Genomic DNA, 23,536 nt, shown 5'->3' with positions numbered 1-23,536 from the left:
CTATGCCGCTTTGTGCTCGGAGGAGAGGGCTTCAAGCCGCTGCGCAAAGAGAGCCGCAGCGGCGCGGATGGCTTCAATGTCGGTTGAATCAACACCACTGACTATGTCCTCTACCAGCCAATTCTGACGAATCCACCATTGTGATTCAACATCGTTGCCTGCTTCAGCGGCCCGAGTGAGGTAGGCAGCTTTCAGCGAGGACGCAACCTCCTTCATGGCGTCGAAGGCTGCGTACTCGATCTCCGGGACGTTGGCGGTGCTCATGGCGCTAAGAATAGCAGCGCCATGGCGGTTTTAGCCGTTGATGATCTGCGGGTACGCCAGGCCCTTGAGGCCCTCGGTACCGAACTCCACACCGTAGCCGGAGGACTTGATGCCGCCGAACGGCACGCGCGGATCTACGGCACCGTGGCTGTTGATCCACGTGGTGCCAGCCTCCAGCTGCGCAGCAACGTCCAGTGCACGCTCGCGATTGGAGGACCACACCGAGGAGCCCAGGCCCACGTCGAGCTTGTTGGCCTGCTCGATGGCCCAATCCAGGTCTGTGTACTTCACAATCGGCAGTGCCGGGCCGAACTGCTCCTCCACGACCAGCGGGTTGTCCGGGTCGATGTCCGCCACCAGGGTGGTGGGGTAGAAGTAGCCCGGCGCGTCATAGTCCGGGTCACCGCCCAGCAGCACGCGGGCGCCGGAGTCCTTGGCGGCGTTGACGAGCTTGTCCACGATGTCGAACTGCTGCTTGTTCTGCAGCGGGCCGAGCACGTTTTCTTCTTCCAAGCCCACACCCATCGGCGAGGCCTTGGCTACCTCGACGAGGGCTTCGCAGACGGCGTCGTACAGCGATTCCGGCACGTACAGGCGCTTCATTGCCGCGCAGGTTTGTCCAGTGTTGATGAACGCGCCCCAGAAAAGGTCGCCGGCGATGGCGGCTGGGTCGGCGTCGTCAAGCACGATGCCCGCATCGTTACCGCCGAGCTCGAGGGTGAGGCGCTGCAGGTTCGCCGCAGAGGACTCGACGATCTTCTTGCCGGTCGCAGTGGAGCCGGTGAACATGATCTTGTCGATGTCGGCGTGAGTGGTCAGCGCTGCGCCTACCGCGCCGTCGCCGGTGACAACCTGCAGGACGCCTTCCGGAAGCACGGAATTAAAGACCTTGATGAGCGCCAGGACGGACAGCGGGGTGTACTCGGAAGGCTTAACCACCACGGCATTACCCATGCGTAGGGCCGGGGCAATCTGCCAAATGGTGATCATCATCGGCCAGTTCCACGGGCCAATCGCACCGACGACACCGAGCGGACGGTAGTGCACGGTCGCGGTGATGTCATCATCGACAGCGGTGTAATCAGGGGACTCGAAGGACGCCGTCGCGCGCAGCCACGCGGAGCACGCACCAACCTCGAAGCGAGCATTCGGGCCGTTCAGCGGCTTGCCCTGCTCGCGGGAGAGCAGCTCCACCAGCGGCTCCGCGGCAGCCTCAATGGCGTCCGCAGCCTTCAGCAGGAGGTCACAACGCTCAGCATCGCTGAGCTTTGCAAAGGACTTCTGCGCCTGAACCGCACGCTCAACCGCCGCATTGAGCTCCTCAACACTGCCTTCAGGTGCGACACCCACAACCTCTTCGGTGGCCGGGTTGATAATTTCGCGGCCCTCATCAACGGTGATGGCTGCGAGAAGATCTTCATAGGTGGCGAACTGCGACATTTATTCTCCTTAGTCGAGGTGTGCAATGTTTCGCCCATTGTTACCCACAACACATAATTACAGTTGACTCTCAGCGCACAAAGCTTGTTCAAAAGTGTGCTTGAGGTCACTGTATAGTATTTATATGCCCAACTCTTCCTCGCACTATGACCTCGCGGCCTGGCGCGCGGCGTCTTCGGAAACCTTCGGCAAGCTTGAGGTTCACGCACCCGAGGCGAGCACCTTTTGGGCCCAGCTCACCAGCACCAGAGTGGGGGAGGTCTCTCTCTTTGACATGCACACCGCGCCCCATTCGGTAAAAAGGGAAAGCGCAGCGCTTGGCGACGCCCCCTTTTGCAAGCTCAGCCTCCAGCTTTCCGGCCGCTCCACCATGGCGCAAGATGGCCGAACCTGCGAGCTTCATCCCGGTGACTTAGCACTGTATGTCACTCAACGGCCTTATGTTCTTGAATATCCCGTCGAGCAGCACACTCTTATCGTTCACTTTCCACAGAGCCTACTTAGCCTCACACCGGCTCAGATTCAGCAGCTAACTGCGAGCCCAGTTTCACGTGATCATGGCTTGGGCAAGGTGGCAGTGCCGCTTTTCGAGCAGCTGGCCAACAATCTCGACGTGCTGGAGGGGCCGCATGCCTCCGCGCTCGTTCGTTCCGCGTTAAACATGTTGGTCACAGTGTTCTCTTCTGAAATCGACACCGCCTCTGACTCGAAGAATTTGTTATTCAACCAGGCCACCTCATATATCGAGCAGCATTTAGGTGATGCAGATCTTTCCCCAAGCGCCATCGCAACGGCGCTTTTCGTATCTGTGCGCCATCTCCATTCCCGCTTCGCCGCCCAAGGCCTTTCAGTAGGCTCCTATATCCGCAGCCGCCGACTAGAGAAAGTACGGGAGGAGCTAACAAACCCTTTAAATGCCAAGGAATCCATTGGCACCATCGCCGCGCGCTACGGCCTGCACGATCCTTCGCACTTATCACGGGTATTCAAAGCTGAATTCGGACTTTCTCCGAGTTCCTTTCGCAGCCAAGCACTAGCTCCAAAACCGCGAGCCTGAGTGCATTCCACGCCGGCTGTGGCCATTTGTGCTTTCCTTATGTCTTTCTCTTCTCGTTCCCTCATCAGCGTTCTCACCTGCGCAACCCTGCTTGATGGCTGCGGCGATGATTCTTCTTCGAGCACGAAGCCTGTGTTCAAGGCACCTTCCTCCACGGCACAGCAGTCCAGCGTCCAAACCGCTACTCAAGCTGATGCGGCCAGCCCCTCGCCGGAAACGACAACACGCGAGGAATCTTCGAGTCCAGAGGAAACTACTTCTTCAGTAGCGCTCGTATCGCCGGAGGTGCCGGCTGATGTTCGCGCAAAGATTTGGAATGGCGGCGCCGTTCCAAAACTTGGTTTCACCAAGGCGGGCTTGCTGAGCGAAGGAAAGTTTGTGGACAGCTCAATCGGCCCAGGCGGCCCCAGCGCTAAGCTGGTGGGCTTTAACGAGGGCCTCGCGCCACTACCCGAGACCACCGTGGATAACTTCCGCGCCTTCCAGGGCGACATTGACGGCGATGGAGAGGTTGAAGTTCTTGCAACCATCATGTCCACCGGTGGCGGCACTGGCTGTTCCTACGAGACGGTGGTCTTCAATTAGGCTGCGGCGCAAGCCCCTGGATCAAACGCCCAGTTACGCGCCTGCATAAGGATTGCGCACACCGATGTACTGCAGCGAGGTGTACTCCTCGATGCCCTCGGCGCCACCCTCGCGGCCCATGCCGGACTGCTTGACGCCACCGAATGGGGCAGCGGCGTTAGAGATGACACCGGCGTTGAAGCCCATGAGGCCGAACTCTAGGCCATCGCCCAGGCGCCACATACGGTCGGAGTCTTCCGTGAACACATAGGAGGCCAGGCCATACTCGGTGTCGTTGGCCAGATCGATGGCCTCTGCTTCATCGCTGAAGGTAAGGATCGGCGCAACCGGTCCGAAGATCTCCTCCTGCGCCACGCGTGATTCACGTGAAACATTGGTCAGGACGGTCGGCTCGTAGAAGTAGCCAGCACCCTCACCACGGCTGCCGCCGACGAGGACTTTGGCACCCTTGGCCACAGCGTCTTCGACGAGCGCGGCGACGTTGTCCTGAGCCTTCTTCTCAATGAGCGGCCCACAGGTAACGCCCTCATCCATACCGTTGCCCACCTTGAGCTCAGAGATCTTGGCTGCAAACTTCTGTGCGAACTCGTCGGCCACGGACTCGTGCACGATAAAGCGATTAGCTGCGGTGCAGGCCTCACCAATGTTGCGCATCTTCGCGCCCATCGCACCCTCTACAGCTTGATCCAAGTCTGCGTCCTCGAATACGATGAACGGCGCGTTGCCGCCGAGCTCCATGGAGGTGCGCAGAACGTTGTCCGCAGCAGCCTTCAACAAAGTCTTACCCACCGGAGTAGAGCCAGTGAAAGACACCTTGCGGAGGCGCGAGTCAGCCATGACCGGCTCAGAAATGGCGGAAGCGGACTTGCCCGCCACGACGTTCAGAACGCCCTCCGGAAGACCCGCGTCAATCATGGTCTGCGCGAAGTACTGAGCAGTCAGTGGAGTCAGCTTCGCTGGCTTGAGCACCATGGTGCAGCCCGCAGCAACCGCCGGCGCAACCTTGCGGGTAGCCATGGCGAGTGGGAAGTTCCACGGGGTGATAAGCAGGCACGGGCCCACCGGCTTACGGCGGGTCACCATCTGAAGGGTGCCCTCCGGTGCAGGCAAGCTGCGGCCATAGTCACGCACGGCTTCCTCAGAGAACCAGCGCAGATACTCCGCACCGTAAGTGACCTCACCGTAGGCCTCAGCCAGAGGCTTGCCCATTTCCAAGGTCATCAACGCAGCGAATTCATCTTTACGCTCGGTAACAAGCTCGAAGGCACGACGCAGAATGTTAGAACGCTCGCGCGGGGTTGTACGCGCCCACTCGTCCTGGACGGCACAGGCGGCATCCAGCGCGGCCACGGCATCCTCCGAGTTAGCCGAAGCCAATGTGGCTAGTACCTCACCCGTGGCGGGATTCTCCACGTCGAAGGTCTCACCTGACGCAGCATCGCGCCACTGCCCGTTAATCAGCAGGCCAGTCGGAACCTTGGCCAACAGTTGCTCAACATTGATAGTCATAAAAGTTGCTAACCTTTCTTCGAGAATTTATCCGCCAGCGTACGCGCCGCACCGGACAGCAGCTGGACATCAGCTCCTACCAGCGCAAACGACGCACCTGCGTCGAGATAACGCTGCGCCTGCTCCAGATTGAAAGCGTTGACGCCCACCGGCTTGTCTGCGGCACGGACCGCATCGAAAGTACGCTGCACTGCGTCCAGCACGTCTGGGTGGGTCTGCTGACCCAGCAGCCCCATTGAGGCCGCCAGATCCGAAGGGCCAACAAATATTTGGTCAACACCATCGACGGCCGCGATCTCCGCCGCGTTCTCCACAGCGGTGAAGGACTCAATCTGCACGGTCAGGCTGACGGTCTCAGCGGCCTTCTGCAAATACCCCTCCACACCATTCCAGCGGGAAGAACGAGCCAAAGCACTGCCGACGCCGCGCACACCGTGCGGTGGGTAATACATTGCCGCTACAGCCTTCTCGGCCTCGGCGACAGTATCGACCATCGGCACCATCAGATTCTGGGCACCAACATCTAGGTATTGCTTGATAAGTGCGGTGTCATTAACCGGAACACGCACCATGCGGGTTGGCCCATACGCATCCGTGGCCCGAAGCAATTCTGCGATGGTCTCCAAGCTATAAGGGGAGTGCTCGCCATCAATGAGCAGCCAATCGAAACCGGCGGAAGCAACAATTTCCGCCGCCACCTGGGAGCCGGAGCAGATCCAGGCGCCGATCAAGGGGGCGTGGTCAAGCGCGCGCGTGAAGGTTGGCGGAAGTTCTACTGGAATCGGCATGTGATCGCTCCCAACTTTCCATAATCGGCGTGGACGGTATCGCCCGGCTCCACCCACATCGGCTTGGTGAAGGAGCCGGCGAGGATGATGTCACCCTTCTTCAAAGTGTCGCCGTGGGCATGCAGCTTGTTCGCCAGCCAGGCGACGCCCATCGCCGGATGGTTGAGCACCGCCGCGGCGACGCCGGTGTCTTCGATGGATTCATTGCGATAGAGGAGTGCGGAGACCCAACGGAGGTCAACGTCTTCGGGACGGACTGGGTTGCCGCCATAAACCATCGCACCGAGCGCCGCGTTGTCAGAGATGGTGTCCACGATGGTGCGACCCTTCATCTCGATGCGGGAGGAGAGGATCTCCAAGGCTGGCACCACGTAATCGGTCGCGCGAAGCACGTCAAAGATGCTGCAGTTAGGCCCCGCCAGGTCCTCCTTGAGAACGAAGGCGAGCTCCACCTCGATGCGCACGTTCGAGAACTGCGCATGCTCGATAACGGAACCGTTCTCATAAACTTGGTCCGCGAAAATTGCCCCGTAGTCCGGTTCAGTAATGCCGGTCGCCTCCTGCATTACCTTGGAAGTCAGGCCAATCTTGCGGCCAACGAGGCGCCGCCCACCGGCGATGCCGCGCTTTACCCATTCACCCTGGATGGCATAAGAATCCTCCACACCCATGTCCGGGAAACGAGTGCTCAGCAGAGGAATCATCGTGCGGTCGCGCTCGGCCTGCGCCAGCTCATCCGCGATGGCTATATGTTGCTTGCTATCTAACATTGTCGAATTCCTTAGTTCGTTGTTTCACGTGAAACATGCAGAAAAGCTGGACCGCATTTCTGGGTTTTAATCAACCTTGAAATCACAGTCCAGCATCCATGAGAGCTTTAGAGCTGGTTGCCGAGCTTGAACTCGCCCTGCTTCCACTCCGGCATCTCCTCGGAATCTTCCTTGCGGGTGTAGGAGAAGCCATCCGCGCCGATGGTCTGCGCCATCTCGGACTCATCGGTGCGCTCGACCAGTGGAACCGGATTGCCATCGAGATCGAGGACGGTGGAGCCGTCGCGGTACCAAGAAGGCACAACCGGGGTACCCCACCAGTCGCGACGCTGGTTGTCGTGGACGTCCCAGGTGACAACCGGGTTGTCTGGGTCGCCGGTGTAGTAGTCCTGGGTGTAGATCTCCACGCGGTGACCATCCGGGTCGCGCAAGTAGAGGTAGTAGGCATTGGAAACACCGTGACGGCCTGGGCCGCGCTCGATAGCGTCAGACTCACGGAGAGCGCCAAGCTTGTCGCAGATGGCGATGATGTTGTGCTTCTCGTGGGTCGCGAATGCGATGTGGTGCATGCGCGGGCCGTCACCACCGGTCATTGCGGTGTCGTGGACGGTCGGCTTACGGCGCATCCATGCGGCATAAACGGTGCCCTCTTCATCACGGATATCCTCAGTGACGCGGAAGCCAAGATCCTCCATGTAATCCACGGCCTTCGGAACATCCGGGGTGATCTGATTGAAATGATCCAAGCGAACCAACGCGCCCGGGATATGAGCGTCATAGCTCCACGCCAGACGCTCACGGTGCTCTACCTCGTAGAAGAACTCGTATGGGAAGCCCAGCGGATCCTGCACACGCACAGAGTCGCCGATACCCTTGACAAAGCCGTCCTTGTTGCGACGAACCTCGCAGCCGCGGGCCTTGTAAAACTCCTCGGCGCGGTCAAGATCCTCTGGGGTGCGGACACGGTAGGAGAAAGCAGCTACTGCAGCGACCGGCCCCTTGCGCAAGACGAGGTTGTGGTGGATGAACTCCTCGTAGGTGCGCAGGTAGATTGCGTTGTCATCTTCCTCGGTCACGACGAGGCCTAAGGTATCCACGTAAAACTTACGGGAAGCCTCAAGATCGGTAACAACGATCTCCATATAGGCGCAACGCAGGATATCCGGTGCTTGAACGTTGGTCATGATGTGCTCCTTTAAAGAAATGAGAGAGATGGATTAGTCCTGCTTGCCGAAGACCGGGTTGTGGACTTTGTCGAGGTTGATGTGGACTGCCTGCTGGTCGGTGTAGAAGTCGATGGAACGGTAGCCACCCTCATGGCCCAGGCCGGAGGCCTTAACTCCTCCAAATGGGGTACGTAGGTCGCGCACGTTGTTGGAGTTCAGCCAAACCATGCCAGCCTCAACGTTTTGTGCGAAGTTGTGCGCACGCTTAAGGTCGGAGGTCCACACGTAAGCAGCCAGGCCGTACTTGGTGTTGTTGGCCAGCTCGAGCGCTTCCTCGTCGGTGTCGAACGGGGTGATGGCAACGACCGGGCCGAAGATTTCTTCCTGGAAGATGCGGGCGGAAGGATCGACGTCCACGAAGACGGTCGGCTGCACGAAGTTGCCCTCTGGGAAGCCCTCTGGGCGTTCGCCGCCGGCTGCCAGCTTGGCTTCCTGCTTGCCGATCTCGATGTAGGAGGTGACCTTCTCGTAGTGCTCTGGGTGAACCAGGGCGCCAACCTCGGTCTTCGGGTCAGAAGGCAGGCCCACCTTCACACGCTTGGCGACGGCGGTGTAGCGCTCAACGAACTCATCGTAAATGTCGCGCTGAACCAGGATGCGGGAGCCGGCGGTGCAACGCTCGCCGTTCAGAGAGAAGACGCCGAAGATGCAGGCGTCGATAGCGGTGTCCAGGTCAGCGTCGGAGAAGACGATGGCTGGGGACTTGCCGCCGAGCTCCATGGACAGGCCCTTGAGGTGCGGTGCAGCGTTGCCGAAGATGATCTGGCCGGTGCGGGACTCACCGGTAAAGGAGATGAGCGGGACGTCTGGGTGCTTGACCAGTGGGTCGCCCGCGTAGCCCTCTTCACCGAAGCCGTTGACTAGGTTGAATACGCCCTTCGGGAGGCCAGCTTCCTCGAAGATTCCAGCCCACAGCTGCGCAGACAGCGGGGTGAACTCAGCCGGCTTCAGAACAACGGAGTTGCCAGTTGCAATTGCCGGAGCGAGCTTCCAAGACTCGAGCATGAACGGAGTGTTCCACGGGGTGATAAGACCTGCGACGCCGATTGGCTTGCGGTTGACGTAGTTGATCTGGCGGCCTGGAACCTTGTAGGCGTCGTCAGCCTGCGCAACGATGAGGTCAGCGAAGAAGCGGAAGTTCTCCGCCGCGCGCTTTGCCTGGCCGTTAGCCTGGGTAATCGGCAGACCGGAGTCGAAGGACTCCCATGCAGCGAGCTTGTCAGCGCGGGTCTCAACAATGTCAGCAATCTTGTTGAGCACGCGTGCGCGCTCACGTGGCAGGGCCTTGGACCACTCGCCGCGCTCAAAGGCAGCCTTGGCGGCAGCAACCGCTTTGTCGATGTCAGCTGGCTTACCGGAAGCAGCCTTAATGTAGTTCTGGTTAGTTACCGGATCGAGTACGTCGAATTCGTCGCCATCAATAGAGGCAACGAACTCACCATCGATGTAGTGGAGGATCTTCTCTGGAAGGTCGGCTGGCTTGGCTGCGTCATTATTGATGCTCACTGCGGCATTCTCCTTAAACTGCGGTGTCTGTAATTTCTGCTTTTGCATTGCTGTCTGCCGGGCTTTCTGCCTGGCTATTTTTCTCGCGGTATCGGCGGGAAGTCTGCAAGCGATGTTCGCGCGCAACCTTTTCCACATAAGCTTCTTCCGCGCCGATCTCGATGAGAGCGAGCAGCTTTTCGTGTTCTGCCACCGATTCCAGGGCCCGCTCCGGTACGTAGCGGAAGGTGGAGACTCGGTGGTATTCAAGTTGGTCCCATTGCTCATAAACCAAGTTCACGAGCCTTTCGTTGGGGCACTTGGCGAAAAGCACACTATGAAATTCTTTGTTGAGCTTCGTGAACTCGTCTGGGTCGTGATGCACATCGAGTTCACGCATCTTCTGATTGATTGCTCGCGCCTTAGCAAAATCCTCAGCGGTGAGAAACGCTGCCGATTGGGCGGTGGCCCGTGCCTCCAGAGTGGCCACGATATCCATCGACTCGTAGTAGGCCTCGCGATTGTGCGTGGTTACCCTGGCACCAACATTGCGTTCGTAGGTGACTAGGCCCTCGGCTTCGAGTTGCCGGATGGCTTCGCGCACTGGAACGACGCTGACGTTGAGTTCTTCTGCAATTGTTGAGAGCACCAACCGATGCCCTGGCTCATACTCACGAGTGCGAATCTGGCGGCTTATCCAGTTATAGGCTTGCTGAGACTTACTCTCAGGCGCGGATTGTTCAGATTTCTGGGTCTGATCCTTTGCTGAAGTCACTGACCACCACCATTCTTGAACTCAAGGTAAGCCTCTTTATTGGCCCCCGTTGGCGGGAACATTCCGTCGAGGCTGGCGCCTGCCTTTACTTGCTCAGCAACCCACTCGTCCTCATGCTCCTTGGCCAAAGCAGCGTCTGCTACCTCTTCGGCCAGGTCACGCGGAATGACGATGACACCGTCGTCATCACCAACGATGATGTCGCCCGGAACCACGGTGGCGTTTCCGCAAGAGACAGCGATGTCGCTATCCCACGGAACGTGCTTACGGCCGAGTACGCAAGGATGCGCACCCTGAGTGAAGACAGGGAGCCCGATTTCGCGAACCGCTTCATAGTCTCGAACGCCGCCGTCGGTCACCACACCGGCTGCGCCGCGGGTCTTAGCACGAAGCGCGAGGATGTCCCCCAAGGTGCCGGAACCCGGCTCCTGGCGAGCTTCGATGACGATGACTTCACCCTCCTTGACGGTGTCGAAGACCTTCTTCTGCTCGTTTAGGCCACCGCCGTGGGACTTAAAGAGGTCCTCGCGTCCAGCTACGAAGCGCAGGGTGCGAGCCACGCCAACCATCTTGGTGCCCTTGGTCTGTGGGTAAACGCCTTCGATGACGCACTGATTGATGCCGCGGCTTCGCAGCTCTGCGGAAAGACCGGCGGTCGGCGCTTCTTCGAGTTTCTTCTTCAGCTCTGCGGAGAGCTCAGAGGAGGGAAGTGGTGGCAGGCCTGCAGACTCGCGGTCACCGTATGCGTCCTCGCGCTGCTTGTCATCGACCTTCGGCAGGTTGCCCAGGGCCGGGTCGAAGTTAGCCGGGATTTCCACGACGGTGCTCTTCAAGCGTCCAGAGGTGACACCGCCCGGCACGTCAACCTCGACCTCGACAACGTCGCCTGGCTCGATGACGGTGGATCCGGCCGGCGTACCAGTCAAAATGATATCTCCAGGCTCCAGAGTCATGTGCTGGGAAAGATCTGCCACAAACTGGGCGAGAGGGAAAATGAGGTCCGCATCAGAGGAGGTGCCTTCCTGCACAACTTCGCCATTGACCCAAGTGCGCAGACGCAGGCCCTTGGGGTCGATCGTCTGGGCGTCGATAAGCTTCGGCCCAATCGGGGTGTAACCATCGCGGGACTTGGAGCGAGTGTTGGAGCCCTTGTCCTGCGCGCGATAGTCGTAGATGCCCAGGTCATTGGAGGCAGTCACATACGCAACATAATCCCAAGCCTCCGCGAGAGAGACGTTGCGGGCCGCTTTTCCGATGATGAGCGCAATCTCGCCCTCGAAAGCAAGCAGCTCAGTGCCCGCGGGGCGCTCGACGACGCCGCCGGACTCGGCAAGCGTGCTCGTCGCCTTGAGGAAGTAGCTCGGGGTCTTAGGCCAGCGGCCTCGTTGTGCGGCACGAGACTCGAAAGCCACATGCACAGCAATCATCTTGCCCGGTTTCTCAGGCAGAAATTGGGGTACAGCCATGAAAAATCCTTCTTTTCTCTCAAATGCTTGCCCAAATCGTATATTATCCCTACAATCACCGCAAGTGGTTTAATTCACAAAGCCTGGAACGTATATGGCAAGCCACATATTGAAAGGAAAAACATGTCGCACGCAACCGCCGCCCCGACAGTCACGACGAGCGAACGTCGCCGTGTTGTCGCTGCGACCACCATCGGTACCGCCATCGAGTGGTACGACTACTTCCTCTACGCCGCAGTTGCCGGCCTCGTATTTAACAAGCTCATGTTCGGCCCGCTGGAGGGTGGTCTCGCCACCATCATCTCCTTCCTGACCGTTGGCTTGTCATTCCTGTTCCGCCCGGTCGGCGCATTTCTGGCTGGACACTTCGCTGACCGCCTCGGCCGCCGCGTTGTCCTCATGGCTACCCTCTTTGCAATGGGTGGCGCCACCACACTCATCGGCGTGCTGCCCACCTACGACTCAGCGGGTGTTTGGGCCCCAATCCTGCTTATCTTCCTGCGCATCATCCAGGGTATTTCCGCTGGTGGCGAGTGGGGTTCCGCCGTGCTGATGGCTGTAGAGCACGCCCCAGTTAACAAGCGCGGCCTCTACGGCGCCGGCCCACAGGTCGGCGTCCCCGCAGGTCTGCTGCTTTCCTCCGGCGTGCTGTCCATCATGAATAGCATTGCGCCTGGCGACGCCTTCATGCAGTGGGGTTGGCGCGTACCGTTCCTGCTCTCCTTCGTTCTGGTCATCGTTGGCTACCTCATTCGCATGGGCGTCGAGGAGTCCCCAGTCTTCGAGGAGATCGCGGAGCGCCAGGAAGAAGAGTCTGCACACCCATTCACAGTGCTGTTCAAGAAATTCTTCCCGCTGGTTCTTACCGCAGCGCTTATCTTCGCTGGCAACGGAACCGTGGGTTACATGACCACCGGTGGCTACATCCAGAAGTACGCCTCTGACCCTGAAGGCCCAGTGGCACTGGCACGCGGTGACGTCCTCAACGCCGTTACACTTTCCGCATTCACTTGGGCAATCTTCACCCTGTTTGCCGGCTATATCTCCGACTTGATTGGCCGGCGCAACACCTACCTCATCGGCTTCGTCCTGCAGGCAATTGGTGCCGCCGCCCTCTTCCCGCTGGTCAACACCGGCGATCTGAAGATGCTGTACGTCGCCCTCATTTCCCTATCCTTGGGCCTTGGCCTTACCTACGGTGCACAGTCCGCTATGTACGCCGAGCTCTTCCCAGCTTCCATCCGCGCAACCGGCGTTTCCATCACCTACGCTATCGGCTCGGTTCTGGGTGGCGCCTTCGCCCCGATGATTGCCGCCTCCCTGGTGGAAGCCACCGGCACGACCTTCGCAGTGTCCGGATACCTCGTCACCGCCTCCATCGTTGGCCTGGTATGCATGTTTATCCTGCGTGAACGCAAGGGTATTCCACTCGGCCCAGAGCACGAAGCAGAGCAAGCCCGTGGCCACATCATCTTCACCAAGTAGCCGCAACCGGTAGCCACCTCGCAGCCGCACACAGACTTAGCCGCCAGTTTCTCCTACCCGGCAAGGTGGGAGAAACTGGCGGCATTTTTGCACCTCTCAAAGCGCACGAGCACAAACCCAGAAAACTCTTAAAAGTGATTGTGCAATATCGCGCCATCATATATGATTCGGCACATAGGACTTGGATCACAGATATATGACTCATTGAAGTGGGTCACCATCAGTCTCACGAGAACCTCACACACCGCGGGGGTTCCTCCCACCCCCTCCTCATCTCGGTTAGTAAGGAGACCACAGTGCAGTTCCACCACAACGGTTATGTTTCCCAAGACCCACGCGTCCTTGAGCCAGCAGGATACGGCGTAGATCGCCCATCTGAGCTCCCAGACACCATGGACGTCCTCATCGTCGGCTCCGGCCCGGCAGGCATGATCGCAGCTGCACAGTTGGCGATGTTCCCCAACGTCAACACCCGCATTATCGAACGTCGTCCACACCGCCTCATCTTGGGCCAGGCAGACGGCATCCAGTCCCGCTCCGTGGAGACCTTCCAGGCATTCGGCTTTGCTAAGGAAATCACCGAAGAGGCTTACGAAATCACCGAGATGTCCTTCTGGAATCCGGATCCCGAAAACCACGAGCACATCAAGCGCGGTGCACGCCCAATCGATGATGAGTTTGGCATCTCCGAGTTTCCGCACCTCATCGTGAACCAGGCACGCGTCCTCGACTACTTCGCCCGCTTCGCACACCGTGCCCCGGCGCGCATCAAGCCGGACTACGGCTGGAAGTTCATCGAGCTTGAGGTCGGGGAGGGGGAGTACCCCGTCGCCGCCCACTTGGAGGATGAGAACGGCAACCCACGTACTGTCCACGCCAAATACGTCATCGGCTGTGACGGCGCAAAGTCCCGCGTCCGCAAGTCCATCAGCCGCTCCCTGAAGGGTGACCAGGCCAATCACGCATGGGGCGTTATGGACGTGGTCGTCGACACCGACTTCCCTGACTGGCGCACCAAGTGTGCAATCCACTCCAAGGCTGGCTCCATTCTTCACATCCCGCGTGAGGGCGGCTACCTCTGCCGCGTCTACGTCGACCTCGGCGTTGTTCCAGAGGGCGACAACGGCAAGGTTCGCGAGACCCCAATCGAGAAGATCATTGAGAAGGCCAACGAAATCTACTCGCCGTACTTCATCGACGTGAAGATGGTGGCGTGGCACTCCGTTTACGAGGTGGGACACCGCTTGGTCGACGATTTCGACGACAACAATGACACCCCACGCGTCTTCCTCACCGGCGACGCTTGCCACACCCACTCCGCCAAGGCTGGCCAGGGCATGAACGTCTCCATGCAGGACGGCTTTAACATTGGCTGGAAGCTCGGCCACGTCCTCGACGGCCGCGCGCCAAAGGAGCTGCTGTGCACCTACCACGGTGAGCGCCAGCCGGCCGCCCAGAACCTCATCAACTTCGACCGCGAGTGGTCCACCCTTATGGCCACCCCAACCGAGGAGCTCGATGATCCGGAGGCAGTAGAGAAGTACTACGTTGCTGCCGAAGAGTTCGCTGCCGGCATGATGACGCAGTACGAAGAGAACATCATCGTCGGTGACACCCAGCACCAGGATCTGGCTACTGGCTTCCCCGTGGGCAAGCGTTTCAAGTCCTTCGAGGTGCTCCGCCGCTGCGATGCCTTCAAGCTTCACCTCGGCCACCAGCACCTCGCCGACGGACGCTACCGCATCTACGCTTTTGCCGACGCCCCGAAGGCTGGCGCGGAATCCAAGCTCACCGCCTGGGCCGAGCAGATGCAAGAGATTATCGCTAAGTTCAACCCGGAAGGCGCCGATGAGAACACCTACTTTGATATCAAGGCCATCTACCAGCAGACCAACCACCACGACTACGAGATTCTCGACGCTCCGCGTCTGTTCCGCCCCTTGAACGGCAAATTCAACATCCCAAACTGGGAGAACGTCTTCAACGCGCTTTCCCCAGAGGAGGACATCTTCGAGGCCCGCGGTATCTCCCGCGAGGGTGCGGTCGTCATCGTACGCCCGGACCAGTACGTGGGCGCAGTTCTGCCGCTTGACGACGCCGCGGCTGTCGAGGCGTACTTCGACAAGGCACTGTTGCCAACCAAGTAAGCAACGGCTCTAAATAACAGCCACAAACAAGGCCCCGCGTAGTGTTTCACGTGAAACACAGCGCGGGGCTTAAGTTTGAAGACAATATGAGTGCGTAGCCAAGAGCTCTTCCAAGCGTTCCTCGAGCGGCTGGCGGTTTAGCTCCGCAACCCTATCGCGAAGATCGGAAGTATCGAGTTCCTCAAGAACATGAGTTAGAACCTCTTGGGAAGATTCTTCTTGATGCTCCAGCGCGCGATAGAAAGCGGCACTCAATATGATTTGTTCCATCACCGCTATGGACTTGCCCGGAGAATATTCCGGAGCATCCGGCTCAAAGTCCCAGACCTGGACCCAGTGGAGGCCGAAGAACTTGAGAGAATTACCTTCCACGACTTCGCGGGCGTAGGTGCGGGGAAGGGCAGCGCTACGGCGGGCCGGATCGAAGATGCCGAAGACTGGCTCGCCATCGTTCTCGCCAACCACGAGCCAATCGCTGCCGTGGTATTCCACCAGCGATTGGCCGAGCACGAGTTCAACCTCATCGACGCTGAGCTTCGGAGCGACCTCACGGGCGAAAGCGTCGACATATGGCGCTTGCCATGTCTTGTGCTGCTTCAGCTTCTCATCGTCGCCGTGAACTTCCATGAAACGCCTGAAGGTCTCCGCCGCTTCCTCACGGCGCTTGGTTAGTTGTTCCGAGTACTGTTCCTGAAGTGGTGCGAGTTTGGCTTCAAGCGTGTCCATGGTCACAATCATACATAGGAGCACTCATTTTGCCTGTGCATAAAATGTGCGCGAAACCACACACATAGCACACACTCATGCTATGGTGTGTTTCATGCAACTTCTGACCAACACATCCCAGAACTGGTGGTGGCGCGCGTAACTGCGGGCCAGTTCACTCGAAACCAGAAGATTTAGGCTCGCGCTATGCGGGCCTTTCGTGGTTTTATAGCCACCACGGCGCACGCGGCGCGAATCTAAAGCTTCAAAACTCAAGAAGCCATAGACAACATTTAGCCGCGAAAGGGCACCACTAATGCCACCAACCCCTACCGCCGGAACGGTCTTCCACACCGCCTCCCAAGCGATACCTTATGAGCAGGATGCGTCGCTGCTTTTCCACCGGCTCGCGCAGTCGAAGGATAGCCTCCTCCTTGAGGCCGCCGACATCGAGTCCAAGAAGAACCTCAACTGCATCGCCGTTCTCCAGGCCGCGCTGAAAGTCACCTGCCGGGGCCAGCGCGTCACAGCCACGCCACTAACTGAAGTCGGCGAGACAATGATGGCGCGACTCAAGGATCAGCTCGGCGAGCACTTTGATGGCGAAGATTTTGTATTTAGTCTTTCCTCCAAGAGCGACGAGCGCGAGCGCCTCCGCGATGTATCGACGGCCGCTGTTCTCCGAGCCCTTCAATTAGACGCTGGTTACTCCACTCCGGATGGAGCACTTCCTTTCGTCGGCGGCGGCTTTGCTTATGACTATCTCGAGAGCTTCGAGAAACTGCCCGCCGTAGGGGAGGGGCCGAACGATTATCCGGATTATGAGTTCGTCGTCGCGCAGACGCTACTGACCATCGACCACGCCACGGAGACCGCCGCGTTGCATGCGGTCGATCTGAGCGAGGAAGCGGCGTCGTCAAGCTTGGCAGAGCTCGCATCCATCGAGGCACAAGAACTGGAGCCCACTCCAAGCCGCTATCGACTCATCGCGAAAGCTTCGATGCCCGACTCCGAGTTCCGCGCCATTGTGTCACAGTTACAAAATAACGTGACTGCGGGGGACATCTACCAGGTGGTGCCCGCGCGCGCATTTTCGCTCGATTGCCCCGATGCATTCGCCGCCTACCGTCAGCTCCGCGAGACCAACCCCTCGCCGTACATGTTCTACGTGCGCGGTGCGGACTACGAACTCTTCGGTGCCTCCCCGGAGTCGAACCTGAAGTTTAATGCCTCCACCCGCGAGGTACAGCTTTATCCCATCGCCGGTACGCGCCCGCGCGGGCTCAACCCAGACGGCAGCATCAACCATGAGCTCGACATCCGCAACGAACTCGAGATGCGTACCAACAACAAGGAAGTCGCCGAGCACACCATGCTTGTGGACCTCGCCCGCAACGACCTTGCCCGCGTGGCCGTACCGCAGACCCGCAAGGTCGCGGAGCTACTCCAGGTGGACCGTTACTCGCGCGTCATGCACTTGGTTTCGCGTGTAACCGCCACTCTTCACGAAGACTACGACGCCCTCGACGCATACCGCGCCTGCATGAACATGGGAACACTCACCGGCGCACCGAAGCTACGCGCGATGGAACTCGTACGCGTAACCGAGGGAACCCGGCGCGGCTCCTACGGCGGGGCAGTGGGTTACCTCAAGGGCGACGGCTCTATGGATAACTGCATCGTCATCCGCTCCGCCTACGTCAAGAACGGCCAAGCCGTGGTCCAGGCAGGGGCCGGCGTAGTCCGTGATTCCGTCCCCCAAGCTGAAGCAGATGAAACCCTGCACAAGGCCTACGCAGTCCTGCACGCCATCGCTCTGGCGCACAACGCCCAATTGGAGGTTGTCCGATGACCCATTCCCCGCACGTAGTGCTCATTGATAACCACGACTCCTTTGTCTACAACCTCGTGGACGCACTCGCTGGCTACAAGACCACCATCTTCCGCAACACCGTCTCCGTCGAGGAGATTCTAGCCGCACAGCCGGACATCATCTGCCTGTCCCCAGGCCCCGGCCACCCGCGCGATGCCGGCTGCATGATGGAGCTCATCGACTACGCGCTCGGCGAGATCCCGCTTTTCGGCATCTGCCTCGGCTTCCAGGCTCTGCTGGATCACCACGGCGGAACCGTCGAGCCTTGCGGCCCGGTACACGGCAAGTCGGTGGCGATGACGCTAACCGAAGAAGGTGCCCAGCACCCGATCTTCACCGGCCTTACCGTGGACTCCGAGCCAGACAACCCGAACTATGTGGGCACGCAGGTTCCAGTGGCCCGCTACCACTCCTTGGGTTGCACGCAGATTCCCGCCGGAATGCGGGCCTTGGCGACCACGGAGACGCAGATCGGTGACGTAGTGATGGCGGCCGAGACTAACGATGGAATGGCATTCGGCGTGCAGTTCCACCCGGAGTCCGTGTTGAGCCCGAAGGGTCCAATCATGTTGGAACGTTGCATCGAGAATTTATCGCTGAAATCAATTAAAGGAGAGACCAAGTAAATGGAAAATAAGAATGCACTCAAGGCCCTCCAGGGTTACCTGGATATCACCGAACCCACGGTGGAGCAGGCCATCGAGGTCTTCACCCCGTTAACCATCGGCGAATATGACGACATCCACGTCGCAGCGCTTCTCACCCATATCCGCACCCGTGGCGAGACCTTCGCCGACGTCGCCGGCGCAGCCCATGCCTTTCTCACCGCTGGCCGCCCCTTCCCGGTGACGGGGGAGGGCCTCATGGACACCGCCGGAACGGGCGGCGACGGCGCGAATACCATCAACATCACCACGGCGGCGTCGCTAGTCGCTGCGTCCGACGGCGTGAAGATGATCAAGCACGGCAACCGTTCAGTCTCCTCCAAATCGGGTTCCGCGGACGTACTCGAAGCCATGAACATTCCGCTCGACCTCAATCCACAGCGCGCCGTGAAGCAATTCGAGGCCTCGAACTTCACCTTCTTATTCGCACCCGCCTACAACCCTGCGGTGGCCCACGTGCAACCAGTGCGCAAGGCGCTAGGCATCCCCACCATCTTTAACACCCTCGGCCCACTGCTTTCTCCGGGCCGCCCGGAATTCCAGATCATGGGCATCGCGAATCCGACGCAGGGCCAACTCATCGCTGAGGTATTCAAGGAGCTCGGCCGCACCCGCGCGCTCGTGGTCCATGGCGCGGGCACCGACGAGATTGCTGTCCACGGAACCACTCACGTGTGGGAACTCAACGACGGCGAGATTAAGGAATATGACATCACCCCGGAGGAGCTCGGTATCGCACGTCACGAGCTCGCGGAGCTCGAGGGCGGCAATGGCGCCGAGAACGCCGCGCTCATCCGCAAGGTCTTCGCAGGGGAGGGCAGTCCTGCGCATTACGACGCCATCGTGGCCACCGCGGGCGCCATGTTCTACCTCTGCGGCAAGGCCGAGTCCATCGCCGCAGGCGTGACGCACGCCAAGGAAGTCATCGACTCCGGCCAGGTGGCGCAATGGCTGCGTACCCACGAGGAGGCCAACTATGGCTAGTCTGCCAACGGTGCTGGAAGGGATCGTCGCCAAGCGCCGCACACACATCCCTGACATTCGTGAGCGCATCGCACACGTCGACCTTCAGGCGCTGCCCAAATCGGAGCGTTCGCTTTACGACACCCTCAAGGGCACCAACCGCTTCATCATGGAGTGTAAGTCCTCCTCGCCTTCGCTCGGTCTTATCCGCGAGCACTACGAGCCGGGCAACATTGCGCGCATCTATTCGCGTTATGCCTCTGCCATCTCGGTGCTCTGCGAGCCGGACAGGTTCGGCGGCGACTATGACCACTTGCAGACCGTCGCAATGTCGACGCACCTACCGGTTCTGTGCAAGGACTTCATCATCGATCCGATTCAGGTCTATGCGGCGCGCTACTACGGTGCCGACGCCATCCTGTTGATGATGTCGATCGTCGATGATGAGACCTACGCCGAACTCAAGGCCCTGGCCGATTCGCTTGGCTTGGATGTCCTCACCGAGGCGATCACCAAGGAAGAGGTCGACCGCGCGGTTGCCTTTGGCGTAGATATCATCGGTATTAACAACCGCAATCTGCACGATCTCAGCATCGACCTGACGCGCTCAGAGCAGCTCGCCGAGTACATTCCGGAGGGCAAGATCGTGGTCTCCGAATCTGGCATCCGCGACAACCAGACGGTGCGTCGCATCGGCGGCCACGCCAACGCTTTCCTTGTGGGCTCCCAACTAACGAGTCAGCCTGACATCGATCTCGCCGCCCGCCGCCTGGTTTACGGCGACAATAAGGTCTGCGGACTAACGTCGTGGACCGCTGCTCAAGCAGCACGTACCGCCGGCGCCGTGTACGGCGGGCTCATTTTCGAGGAAGCCTCTTCGCGTAATGTTTCACGTGAAACTGCGCAAAATATCATCGCCCATGAGCCGGACCTGCTCTACGTTGCCGTCTCCCGCCGCACCTCCAACTTTGAAGAACTCGCTCTCGACGGCATTCACGCCATCCAGCTCCACGCGCCATACCAGGGGAGCGTTGAGGACGAGCGTGCTCTCATCGAAGAGGCCAGCAAGCATTCCAACCACGTCTGGCGTGCCATCGATATGACGGCACCTCACGCCCCAGAGGTGGTTGCAGCGCTTGCCGACGTCGCGGATCTCTTGGTCCTCGACACCGGTTCCGGCGGTACGGGGGAGACCTTCGACTGGTCAACAGTCCCCGCTGGGATTCCCGCCCTGTTGGCGGGAGGTTTGAATCTCACCAACCTCGAGCAGGCCCTCGCCGTAGGTACGATCGGATTAGATCTGAATTCTGGTCTCGAGACACCACGCGGTAAGGATTCTGGCCTCATCGCCAGGGCGTTCAGCGCCATCCGGAACTACCACAACCAGTACTAATATCCACCTCCCAACCTAAGAGGAAACACCATGACTGATACACAAGAAACCAGGGAAACCCTGCTCCCGGCCTACTTCGGTGAATTCGGCGGACAGTTCGTTCCGGAATCCCTAATTCCAGCGCTTGATCAGCTCGAAAAGGCATTCGTGGACGCGCAAAACGATCCTGAATTCCGCAAGGAGCTCGCGGGCTACCTGAAGGATTACCTCGGACGCCCCACCCCACTGACCGAGGCAACCAAGCTGGGAGGTAAGGCGCGCATCTTTCTTAAGCGCGAAGACCTCGTCCACGGCGGCGCACACAAGACCAACCAGGTTATCGGTCAGGCTCTGCTGGCCAAGCGCATGGGCAAGACCCGCATTATTGCGGAAACCGGCGCGGGCCAGCACGGCACCGCCACCGCCCTCGCATGTGCGCTACTTGACCTCGATTGTGTTATTTACATGGGCGCGAAAGACGTAGAGCGCCAACAGCCCAATGTTTATCGAATGGAGCTGATGGGCGCCAAGGTTGTACCCGTTGACTCCGGCTCCGGCACCCTCAAGGACGCTGTGAACGAAGCACTGCGCGATTGGACCGCAACCTTCCATGAGTCTCACTACCTCCTCGGTACCGCAGCGGGCCCACACCCGTTCCCGACCATCGTGCGCGAGTTCCACAAGGTAATCTCCGAAGAGGCCAAGGCGCAGATGATCGAGCGGACTGGCAAGCTGCCGGACCTCGTCGTCGCCTGCGTGGGCGGCGGCTCTAACGCCATCGGCATGTTCGCTGATTTCATTGAAGACGAGGGCGTCGAGCTTGTCGGCGCGGAGCCCAGTGGCGAAGGCCTCGATTCCGGTAAGCATGGCGCCACCATCAACAACGGCACCGTCGGCATTCTCCATGGCGCGCGTTCCTACCTCATGCGCAATTCTGATGGCCAAATCGAGGAGTCCTACTCCATCTCCGCGGGCCTGGATTACCCTGGCGTCGGCCCGCAGCACGCCCACCTGTCGAAGACCGGCCGTGCCAAGTACGTCGGCATCACCGACGCCGAGGCTCTCGAGGCCTTCCAGCTGCTGAGCAAGAAAGAGGGAATCATCCCCGCCCTCGAGTCTTCTCACGCCCTGGCCTATGCGCTCAAGCGCAAGGACGAGGACATCACCATCCTCGTCTCCCTTTCCGGCCGCGGTGACAAGGACATCGACCACGTCCGCCACACTCTCGAAGAACACCCTGAACTACGCCTCCAGGAGGAGCACTAATGAGCCGCTACGACAACCTTTTTGAATCCCTGTCCGGCGAGGGCGCATTCGTTCCCTTCATCATGCTCGGAGATCCCTCCCCGGAGGTTGCCCTGGAGATCGTCCGCGCGGCTGTGGCCGGCGGCGCCGACGCCCTCGAGTTGGGCGTTCCCTTCTCCGATCCGGTAGCTGACGGCCCCACGATCCAGGCCTCCCACATCCGCGCTCTGGAGAACGGCGCTACTGTCGACGCCGCGATTGAACAGATCAAGACGATCCGCGCCGAGTTCCCTGAGCTGCCCATCGGCATGCTCATCTACGGCAACGTTCCTTTCACCCGCGGCATCGAGAACTTCTACCAGGAGTTCCACGATGCGGGCGCGGACAGCATTCTGCTTCCCGACGTTCCCGTGCGTGAGGGCGCCCCATTCATCGCCGCTGCAGCCAAGGCCAACATCGAGCCCATCTTCATCGCCCCGGCACAGGCAAGCGAGAAGACCCTCGCGGGCGTTGCCAAGAATTCCAAGGGCTACATTTACGCCATCTCCCGTGACGGCGTCACCGGTACCGAAAAGGCCTCCGAAACCCGCGGCCTAGACGAGGTGGTGGCTAACGTGAAGCGCTTCGGCGGCGCGCCAATCCTTCTGGGATTCGGCATCTCCACGCCGCAGCACGTCGCTGACGCAATCGCCGCTGGCGCTTCCGGTGCCATCACCGGCTCCGCAATTACGAAGATCATCGAGAAGCATGTTTCACGTGAAACCGGCACCGACATCGATGTCGAAGCGCTGAAGAAGGAAATCACCGACTTCGTTGCATCAATGAAGGCGGCTACCAAGAAGTAGAAAACCCTCCCCAGGTAGGAAGAAGTGGTCATATCCCAGCGGCATGCTTGGGGCATGACCACTTTTTCATCGTTCTTCTACTACCCCAAAAGGGCATAAAAAATGACCCGGTAAGACCGGGTCATCGGGAGCAAAGAGTCTAGCTCAGTTCTTGGCGAGCAGGTTCAGCATCAGCCTCAGCCTCAAGCCCGTCAATCTTCTCGCGAGCAAAGCGGTCCACAATCATGGCGATAGCACCATCACCGGTGACATTAGCAGCGGTTCCCACTGAGTCGATTGCAATGTAGGCGGCGATCATGAGAGCAACGAGAGATTCATCGAAGCCCATGTTCGCCTGCAGTAGGCCAACTGCCACCATTACAGCACCACCTGGAACACCCGGTGCAGCAATCATCATGATGCCCAGCAAGAAAATGAAGCTCATCGCCTTGCCGAAAGAAACATCCATATCGGTCATCGTGACGATGGCGAAGGCATAAAGCGTCAGCTTCATCATCGATCCGGACAGGTGGATGGTGGCACACAGCGGGATGACAAAGCCCGCAACTGGCTTAGAAATACCGTTCTTTAATGAGGATTCAAGTGTCACCGGAATGGTAGCCGCGGAGGATGACGTACCCAGTGCAGTGAAGTACGCAGGAGCCATATTCTTCAAAGCGGTAAACGGATTTTTGCCTGAGATGATGCCAGCAAGGATGTACTGGAAGACTAGGTAAACGATGGTCATAACGACGGCAAGGATCAGCACCTTTGCAAATGCAACCAAAACATCGCCCAGGTTTCCATTCATACCCAACGACAGGAACATACCGAAGATGTAGATAGGCAACAACGGAATGACGAAGCCCCAAATCACCTTGACTACAACGTT

The 23,536-nt window shown here is 59.3% G+C and carries 21 protein-coding genes; 10 read left to right on the top strand and 11 right to left on the bottom strand.

All coding sequences use genetic code 11. The annotated features are described in order from the left end of the window. Both HMPREF0308_RS08830 and HMPREF0308_RS08825 read right to left on the bottom strand, forming a co-directional pair. Window positions 1-264: a hypothetical protein gene (locus HMPREF0308_RS08830; protein WP_005530783.1), complete on the bottom strand. Its 264-nt coding sequence runs from the start codon at window positions 262-264 to the stop codon at window positions 1-3. Window positions 265-294: 30 nt separating this feature from the next. Then, window positions 295-1,704: an aldehyde dehydrogenase family protein gene (locus HMPREF0308_RS08825; protein ID WP_005530780.1), complete on the bottom strand. Its 1,410-nt coding sequence runs from the start codon at window positions 1,702-1,704 to the stop codon at window positions 295-297. A gap of 124 nt (window positions 1,705-1,828) precedes the next feature. Here HMPREF0308_RS08825 and HMPREF0308_RS08820 point away from each other — a divergent pair, with 124 nt between their 5' ends. Together HMPREF0308_RS08820 and HMPREF0308_RS08815 are read left to right on the top strand one after the other, a co-directional pair. Beyond that, window positions 1,829-2,761: an AraC-like ligand-binding domain-containing protein gene (locus HMPREF0308_RS08820; protein ID WP_005530777.1), complete on the top strand. Its 933-nt coding sequence runs from the start codon at window positions 1,829-1,831 to the stop codon at window positions 2,759-2,761. A gap of 39 nt (window positions 2,762-2,800) precedes the next feature. After that, window positions 2,801-3,346, top strand: a complete 546-nt coding sequence (locus HMPREF0308_RS08815) for a hypothetical protein (protein WP_110084928.1) — start codon at window positions 2,801-2,803, stop codon at window positions 3,344-3,346. 33 nt (window positions 3,347-3,379) lie between these two features. Here HMPREF0308_RS08815 and HMPREF0308_RS08810 read toward each other — a convergent pair whose 3' ends face one another. The 7 genes from HMPREF0308_RS08810 to HMPREF0308_RS08780 form a co-directional block, all read right to left on the bottom strand. Then, window positions 3,380-4,855 (bottom strand): NAD-dependent succinate-semialdehyde dehydrogenase, encoded by a 1,476-nt coding sequence (locus HMPREF0308_RS08810; protein ID WP_005530774.1) that lies wholly within the window; start codon window positions 4,853-4,855, stop codon window positions 3,380-3,382. Window positions 4,856-4,863: 8 nt separating this feature from the next. Continuing rightward, complete coding sequence (locus tag HMPREF0308_RS08805; RefSeq protein ID WP_005530772.1) at window positions 4,864-5,643, bottom strand: HpcH/HpaI aldolase family protein; 780 nt, start codon at window positions 5,641-5,643, stop codon at window positions 4,864-4,866. Next, window positions 5,628-6,413: a 2-oxo-hept-4-ene-1,7-dioate hydratase gene (hpaH, locus tag HMPREF0308_RS08800; protein WP_005530770.1), complete on the bottom strand. Its 786-nt coding sequence runs from the start codon at window positions 6,411-6,413 to the stop codon at window positions 5,628-5,630. Before hpaH ends, HMPREF0308_RS08805 begins: the two co-directional genes overlap by 16 nt. A 107-nt stretch (window positions 6,414-6,520) precedes the next feature. Then, complete coding sequence (hpaD, locus tag HMPREF0308_RS08795; RefSeq protein WP_005530768.1) at window positions 6,521-7,597, bottom strand: 3,4-dihydroxyphenylacetate 2,3-dioxygenase; 1,077 nt, start codon at window positions 7,595-7,597, stop codon at window positions 6,521-6,523. 33 nt (window positions 7,598-7,630) lie between these two features. Continuing rightward, window positions 7,631-9,193: a 5-carboxymethyl-2-hydroxymuconate semialdehyde dehydrogenase gene (hpaE, locus tag HMPREF0308_RS08790; RefSeq protein WP_005530767.1), complete on the bottom strand. Its 1,563-nt coding sequence runs from the start codon at window positions 9,191-9,193 to the stop codon at window positions 7,631-7,633. Then, a complete protein-coding gene (locus tag HMPREF0308_RS08785) occupies window positions 9,159-9,899 on the bottom strand; it encodes a GntR family transcriptional regulator (RefSeq protein ID WP_005530765.1) in 741 nt (246 codons plus the stop codon). Before HMPREF0308_RS08785 ends, hpaE begins: the two co-directional genes overlap by 35 nt. After that, window positions 9,896-11,365, bottom strand: a complete 1,470-nt coding sequence (locus HMPREF0308_RS08780; protein ID WP_005530763.1) for a fumarylacetoacetate hydrolase family protein — start codon at window positions 11,363-11,365, stop codon at window positions 9,896-9,898. The genes HMPREF0308_RS08785 and HMPREF0308_RS08780 overlap by 4 nt, the downstream gene beginning before the upstream one ends. A gap of 123 nt (window positions 11,366-11,488) precedes the next feature. Between HMPREF0308_RS08780 and HMPREF0308_RS08775 the strand changes: the two genes are divergently transcribed. Then, window positions 11,489-12,850: an MFS transporter gene (locus tag HMPREF0308_RS08775; protein ID WP_005530761.1), complete on the top strand. Its 1,362-nt coding sequence runs from the start codon at window positions 11,489-11,491 to the stop codon at window positions 12,848-12,850. Window positions 12,851-13,146: 296 nt separating this feature from the next. Next, window positions 13,147-14,997: an FAD-dependent monooxygenase gene (locus HMPREF0308_RS08770; RefSeq protein ID WP_005530755.1), complete on the top strand. Its 1,851-nt coding sequence runs from the start codon at window positions 13,147-13,149 to the stop codon at window positions 14,995-14,997. Window positions 14,998-15,066: 69 nt separating this feature from the next. On the opposite strand, the gene HMPREF0308_RS08765 is transcribed toward HMPREF0308_RS08770, so the two are convergent. Then, entirely contained in the window at window positions 15,067-15,723 is a 657-nt protein-coding gene (locus HMPREF0308_RS08765) for a hypothetical protein (RefSeq protein WP_141276721.1), read from the bottom strand. 295 nt (window positions 15,724-16,018) lie between these two features. Between HMPREF0308_RS08765 and HMPREF0308_RS08760 the strand changes: the two genes are divergently transcribed. The 6 genes from HMPREF0308_RS08760 to trpA are packed head-to-tail and all read left to right on the top strand — an operon-like array spanning window position 16,019 to window position 22,665. Beyond that, window positions 16,019-17,554 carry an anthranilate synthase component 1 gene (locus HMPREF0308_RS08760; RefSeq protein ID WP_005530750.1) on the top strand — a complete coding sequence of 512 codons (1,536 nt, stop codon included), beginning with the start codon at window positions 16,019-16,021 and terminating at the stop codon, window positions 17,552-17,554. Further along, the gene (locus HMPREF0308_RS08755; RefSeq protein WP_034657296.1) at window positions 17,551-18,201 is read left to right on the top strand and encodes an anthranilate synthase component II; all 651 of its coding nucleotides are present in this window, start codon (window positions 17,551-17,553) and stop codon (window positions 18,199-18,201) included. Before HMPREF0308_RS08760 ends, HMPREF0308_RS08755 begins: the two co-directional genes overlap by 4 nt. Next, the gene (gene trpD, locus HMPREF0308_RS08750) at window positions 18,202-19,224 is read left to right on the top strand and encodes an anthranilate phosphoribosyltransferase (protein ID WP_005530747.1); all 1,023 of its coding nucleotides are present in this window, start codon (window positions 18,202-18,204) and stop codon (window positions 19,222-19,224) included. It abuts the gene before it with no gap. Next, window positions 19,217-20,596 carry a bifunctional indole-3-glycerol-phosphate synthase TrpC/phosphoribosylanthranilate isomerase TrpF gene (trpCF, locus tag HMPREF0308_RS08745; protein WP_005530745.1) on the top strand — a complete coding sequence of 460 codons (1,380 nt, stop codon included), beginning with the start codon at window positions 19,217-19,219 and terminating at the stop codon, window positions 20,594-20,596. Before trpD ends, trpCF begins: the two co-directional genes overlap by 8 nt. 30 nt (window positions 20,597-20,626) lie before the next feature. Further along, complete coding sequence (gene trpB / locus HMPREF0308_RS08740; protein ID WP_005530742.1) at window positions 20,627-21,841, top strand: tryptophan synthase subunit beta; 1,215 nt, start codon at window positions 20,627-20,629, stop codon at window positions 21,839-21,841. After that, entirely contained in the window at window positions 21,841-22,665 is an 825-nt protein-coding gene (trpA, locus tag HMPREF0308_RS08735) for a tryptophan synthase subunit alpha (RefSeq protein WP_005530741.1), read from the top strand. The genes trpB and trpA overlap by 1 nt, the downstream gene beginning before the upstream one ends. 139 nt (window positions 22,666-22,804) lie before the next feature. Here trpA and HMPREF0308_RS08730 read toward each other — a convergent pair. Beyond that, on the bottom strand, window positions 22,805-23,536 hold a 732-nt coding region (locus tag HMPREF0308_RS08730; protein ID WP_005530739.1), incomplete at its 5' end, for a cation:dicarboxylate symporter family transporter.

The organism is Corynebacterium striatum ATCC 6940, from assembly GCF_000159135.1.
Classification (GTDB): Bacteria; Actinomycetota; Actinomycetes; order Mycobacteriales; family Mycobacteriaceae; genus Corynebacterium; species Corynebacterium striatum.
This window is presented reverse-complemented; position numbering and strand designations above follow the sequence as displayed.

Bases quoted from the DNA above. Each gene is read 5' to 3' on its own strand.
- HMPREF0308_RS08830 (WP_005530783.1), bottom strand. From the start codon at position 264: ATGAGCACCGCCAACGTCCCGGAGATCGAGTACGCAGCCTTCGACGCC.
- HMPREF0308_RS08825 (WP_005530780.1), bottom strand. From the start codon at position 1,704: ATGTCGCAGTTCGCCACCTATGAAGATCTTCTCGCAGCCATCACCGTT.
- HMPREF0308_RS08820 (WP_005530777.1), top strand. From the start codon at position 1,829: ATGCCCAACTCTTCCTCGCACTATGACCTCGCGGCCTGGCGCGCGGCG.
- HMPREF0308_RS08815 (WP_110084928.1), top strand. From the start codon at position 2,801: ATGTCTTTCTCTTCTCGTTCCCTCATCAGCGTTCTCACCTGCGCAACC.
- HMPREF0308_RS08810 (WP_005530774.1), bottom strand. From the start codon at position 4,855: ATGACTATCAATGTTGAGCAACTGTTGGCCAAGGTTCCGACTGGCCTG.
- HMPREF0308_RS08805 (WP_005530772.1), bottom strand. From the start codon at position 5,643: ATGCCGATTCCAGTAGAACTTCCGCCAACCTTCACGCGCGCGCTTGAC.
- hpaH (WP_005530770.1), bottom strand. From the start codon at position 6,413: ATGTTAGATAGCAAGCAACATATAGCCATCGCGGATGAGCTGGCGCAG.
- hpaD (WP_005530768.1), bottom strand. From the start codon at position 7,597: ATGACCAACGTTCAAGCACCGGATATCCTGCGTTGCGCCTATATGGAG.
- hpaE (WP_005530767.1), bottom strand. From the start codon at position 9,193: ATGCAAAAGCAGAAATTACAGACACCGCAGTTTAAGGAGAATGCCGCA.
- HMPREF0308_RS08780 (WP_005530763.1), bottom strand. From the start codon at position 11,365: ATGGCTGTACCCCAATTTCTGCCTGAGAAACCGGGCAAGATGATTGCT.
- HMPREF0308_RS08775 (WP_005530761.1), top strand. From the start codon at position 11,489: ATGTCGCACGCAACCGCCGCCCCGACAGTCACGACGAGCGAACGTCGC.
- HMPREF0308_RS08765 (WP_141276721.1), bottom strand. From the start codon at position 15,723: ATGGACACGCTTGAAGCCAAACTCGCACCACTTCAGGAACAGTACTCG.
- HMPREF0308_RS08760 (WP_005530750.1), top strand. From the start codon at position 16,019: ATGCCACCAACCCCTACCGCCGGAACGGTCTTCCACACCGCCTCCCAA.
- HMPREF0308_RS08755 (WP_034657296.1), top strand. From the start codon at position 17,551: ATGACCCATTCCCCGCACGTAGTGCTCATTGATAACCACGACTCCTTT.
- trpD (WP_005530747.1), top strand. From the start codon at position 18,202: ATGGAAAATAAGAATGCACTCAAGGCCCTCCAGGGTTACCTGGATATC.
- trpCF (WP_005530745.1), top strand. From the start codon at position 19,217: ATGGCTAGTCTGCCAACGGTGCTGGAAGGGATCGTCGCCAAGCGCCGC.
- trpB (WP_005530742.1), top strand. From the start codon at position 20,627: ATGACTGATACACAAGAAACCAGGGAAACCCTGCTCCCGGCCTACTTC.
- trpA (WP_005530741.1), top strand. From the start codon at position 21,841: ATGAGCCGCTACGACAACCTTTTTGAATCCCTGTCCGGCGAGGGCGCA.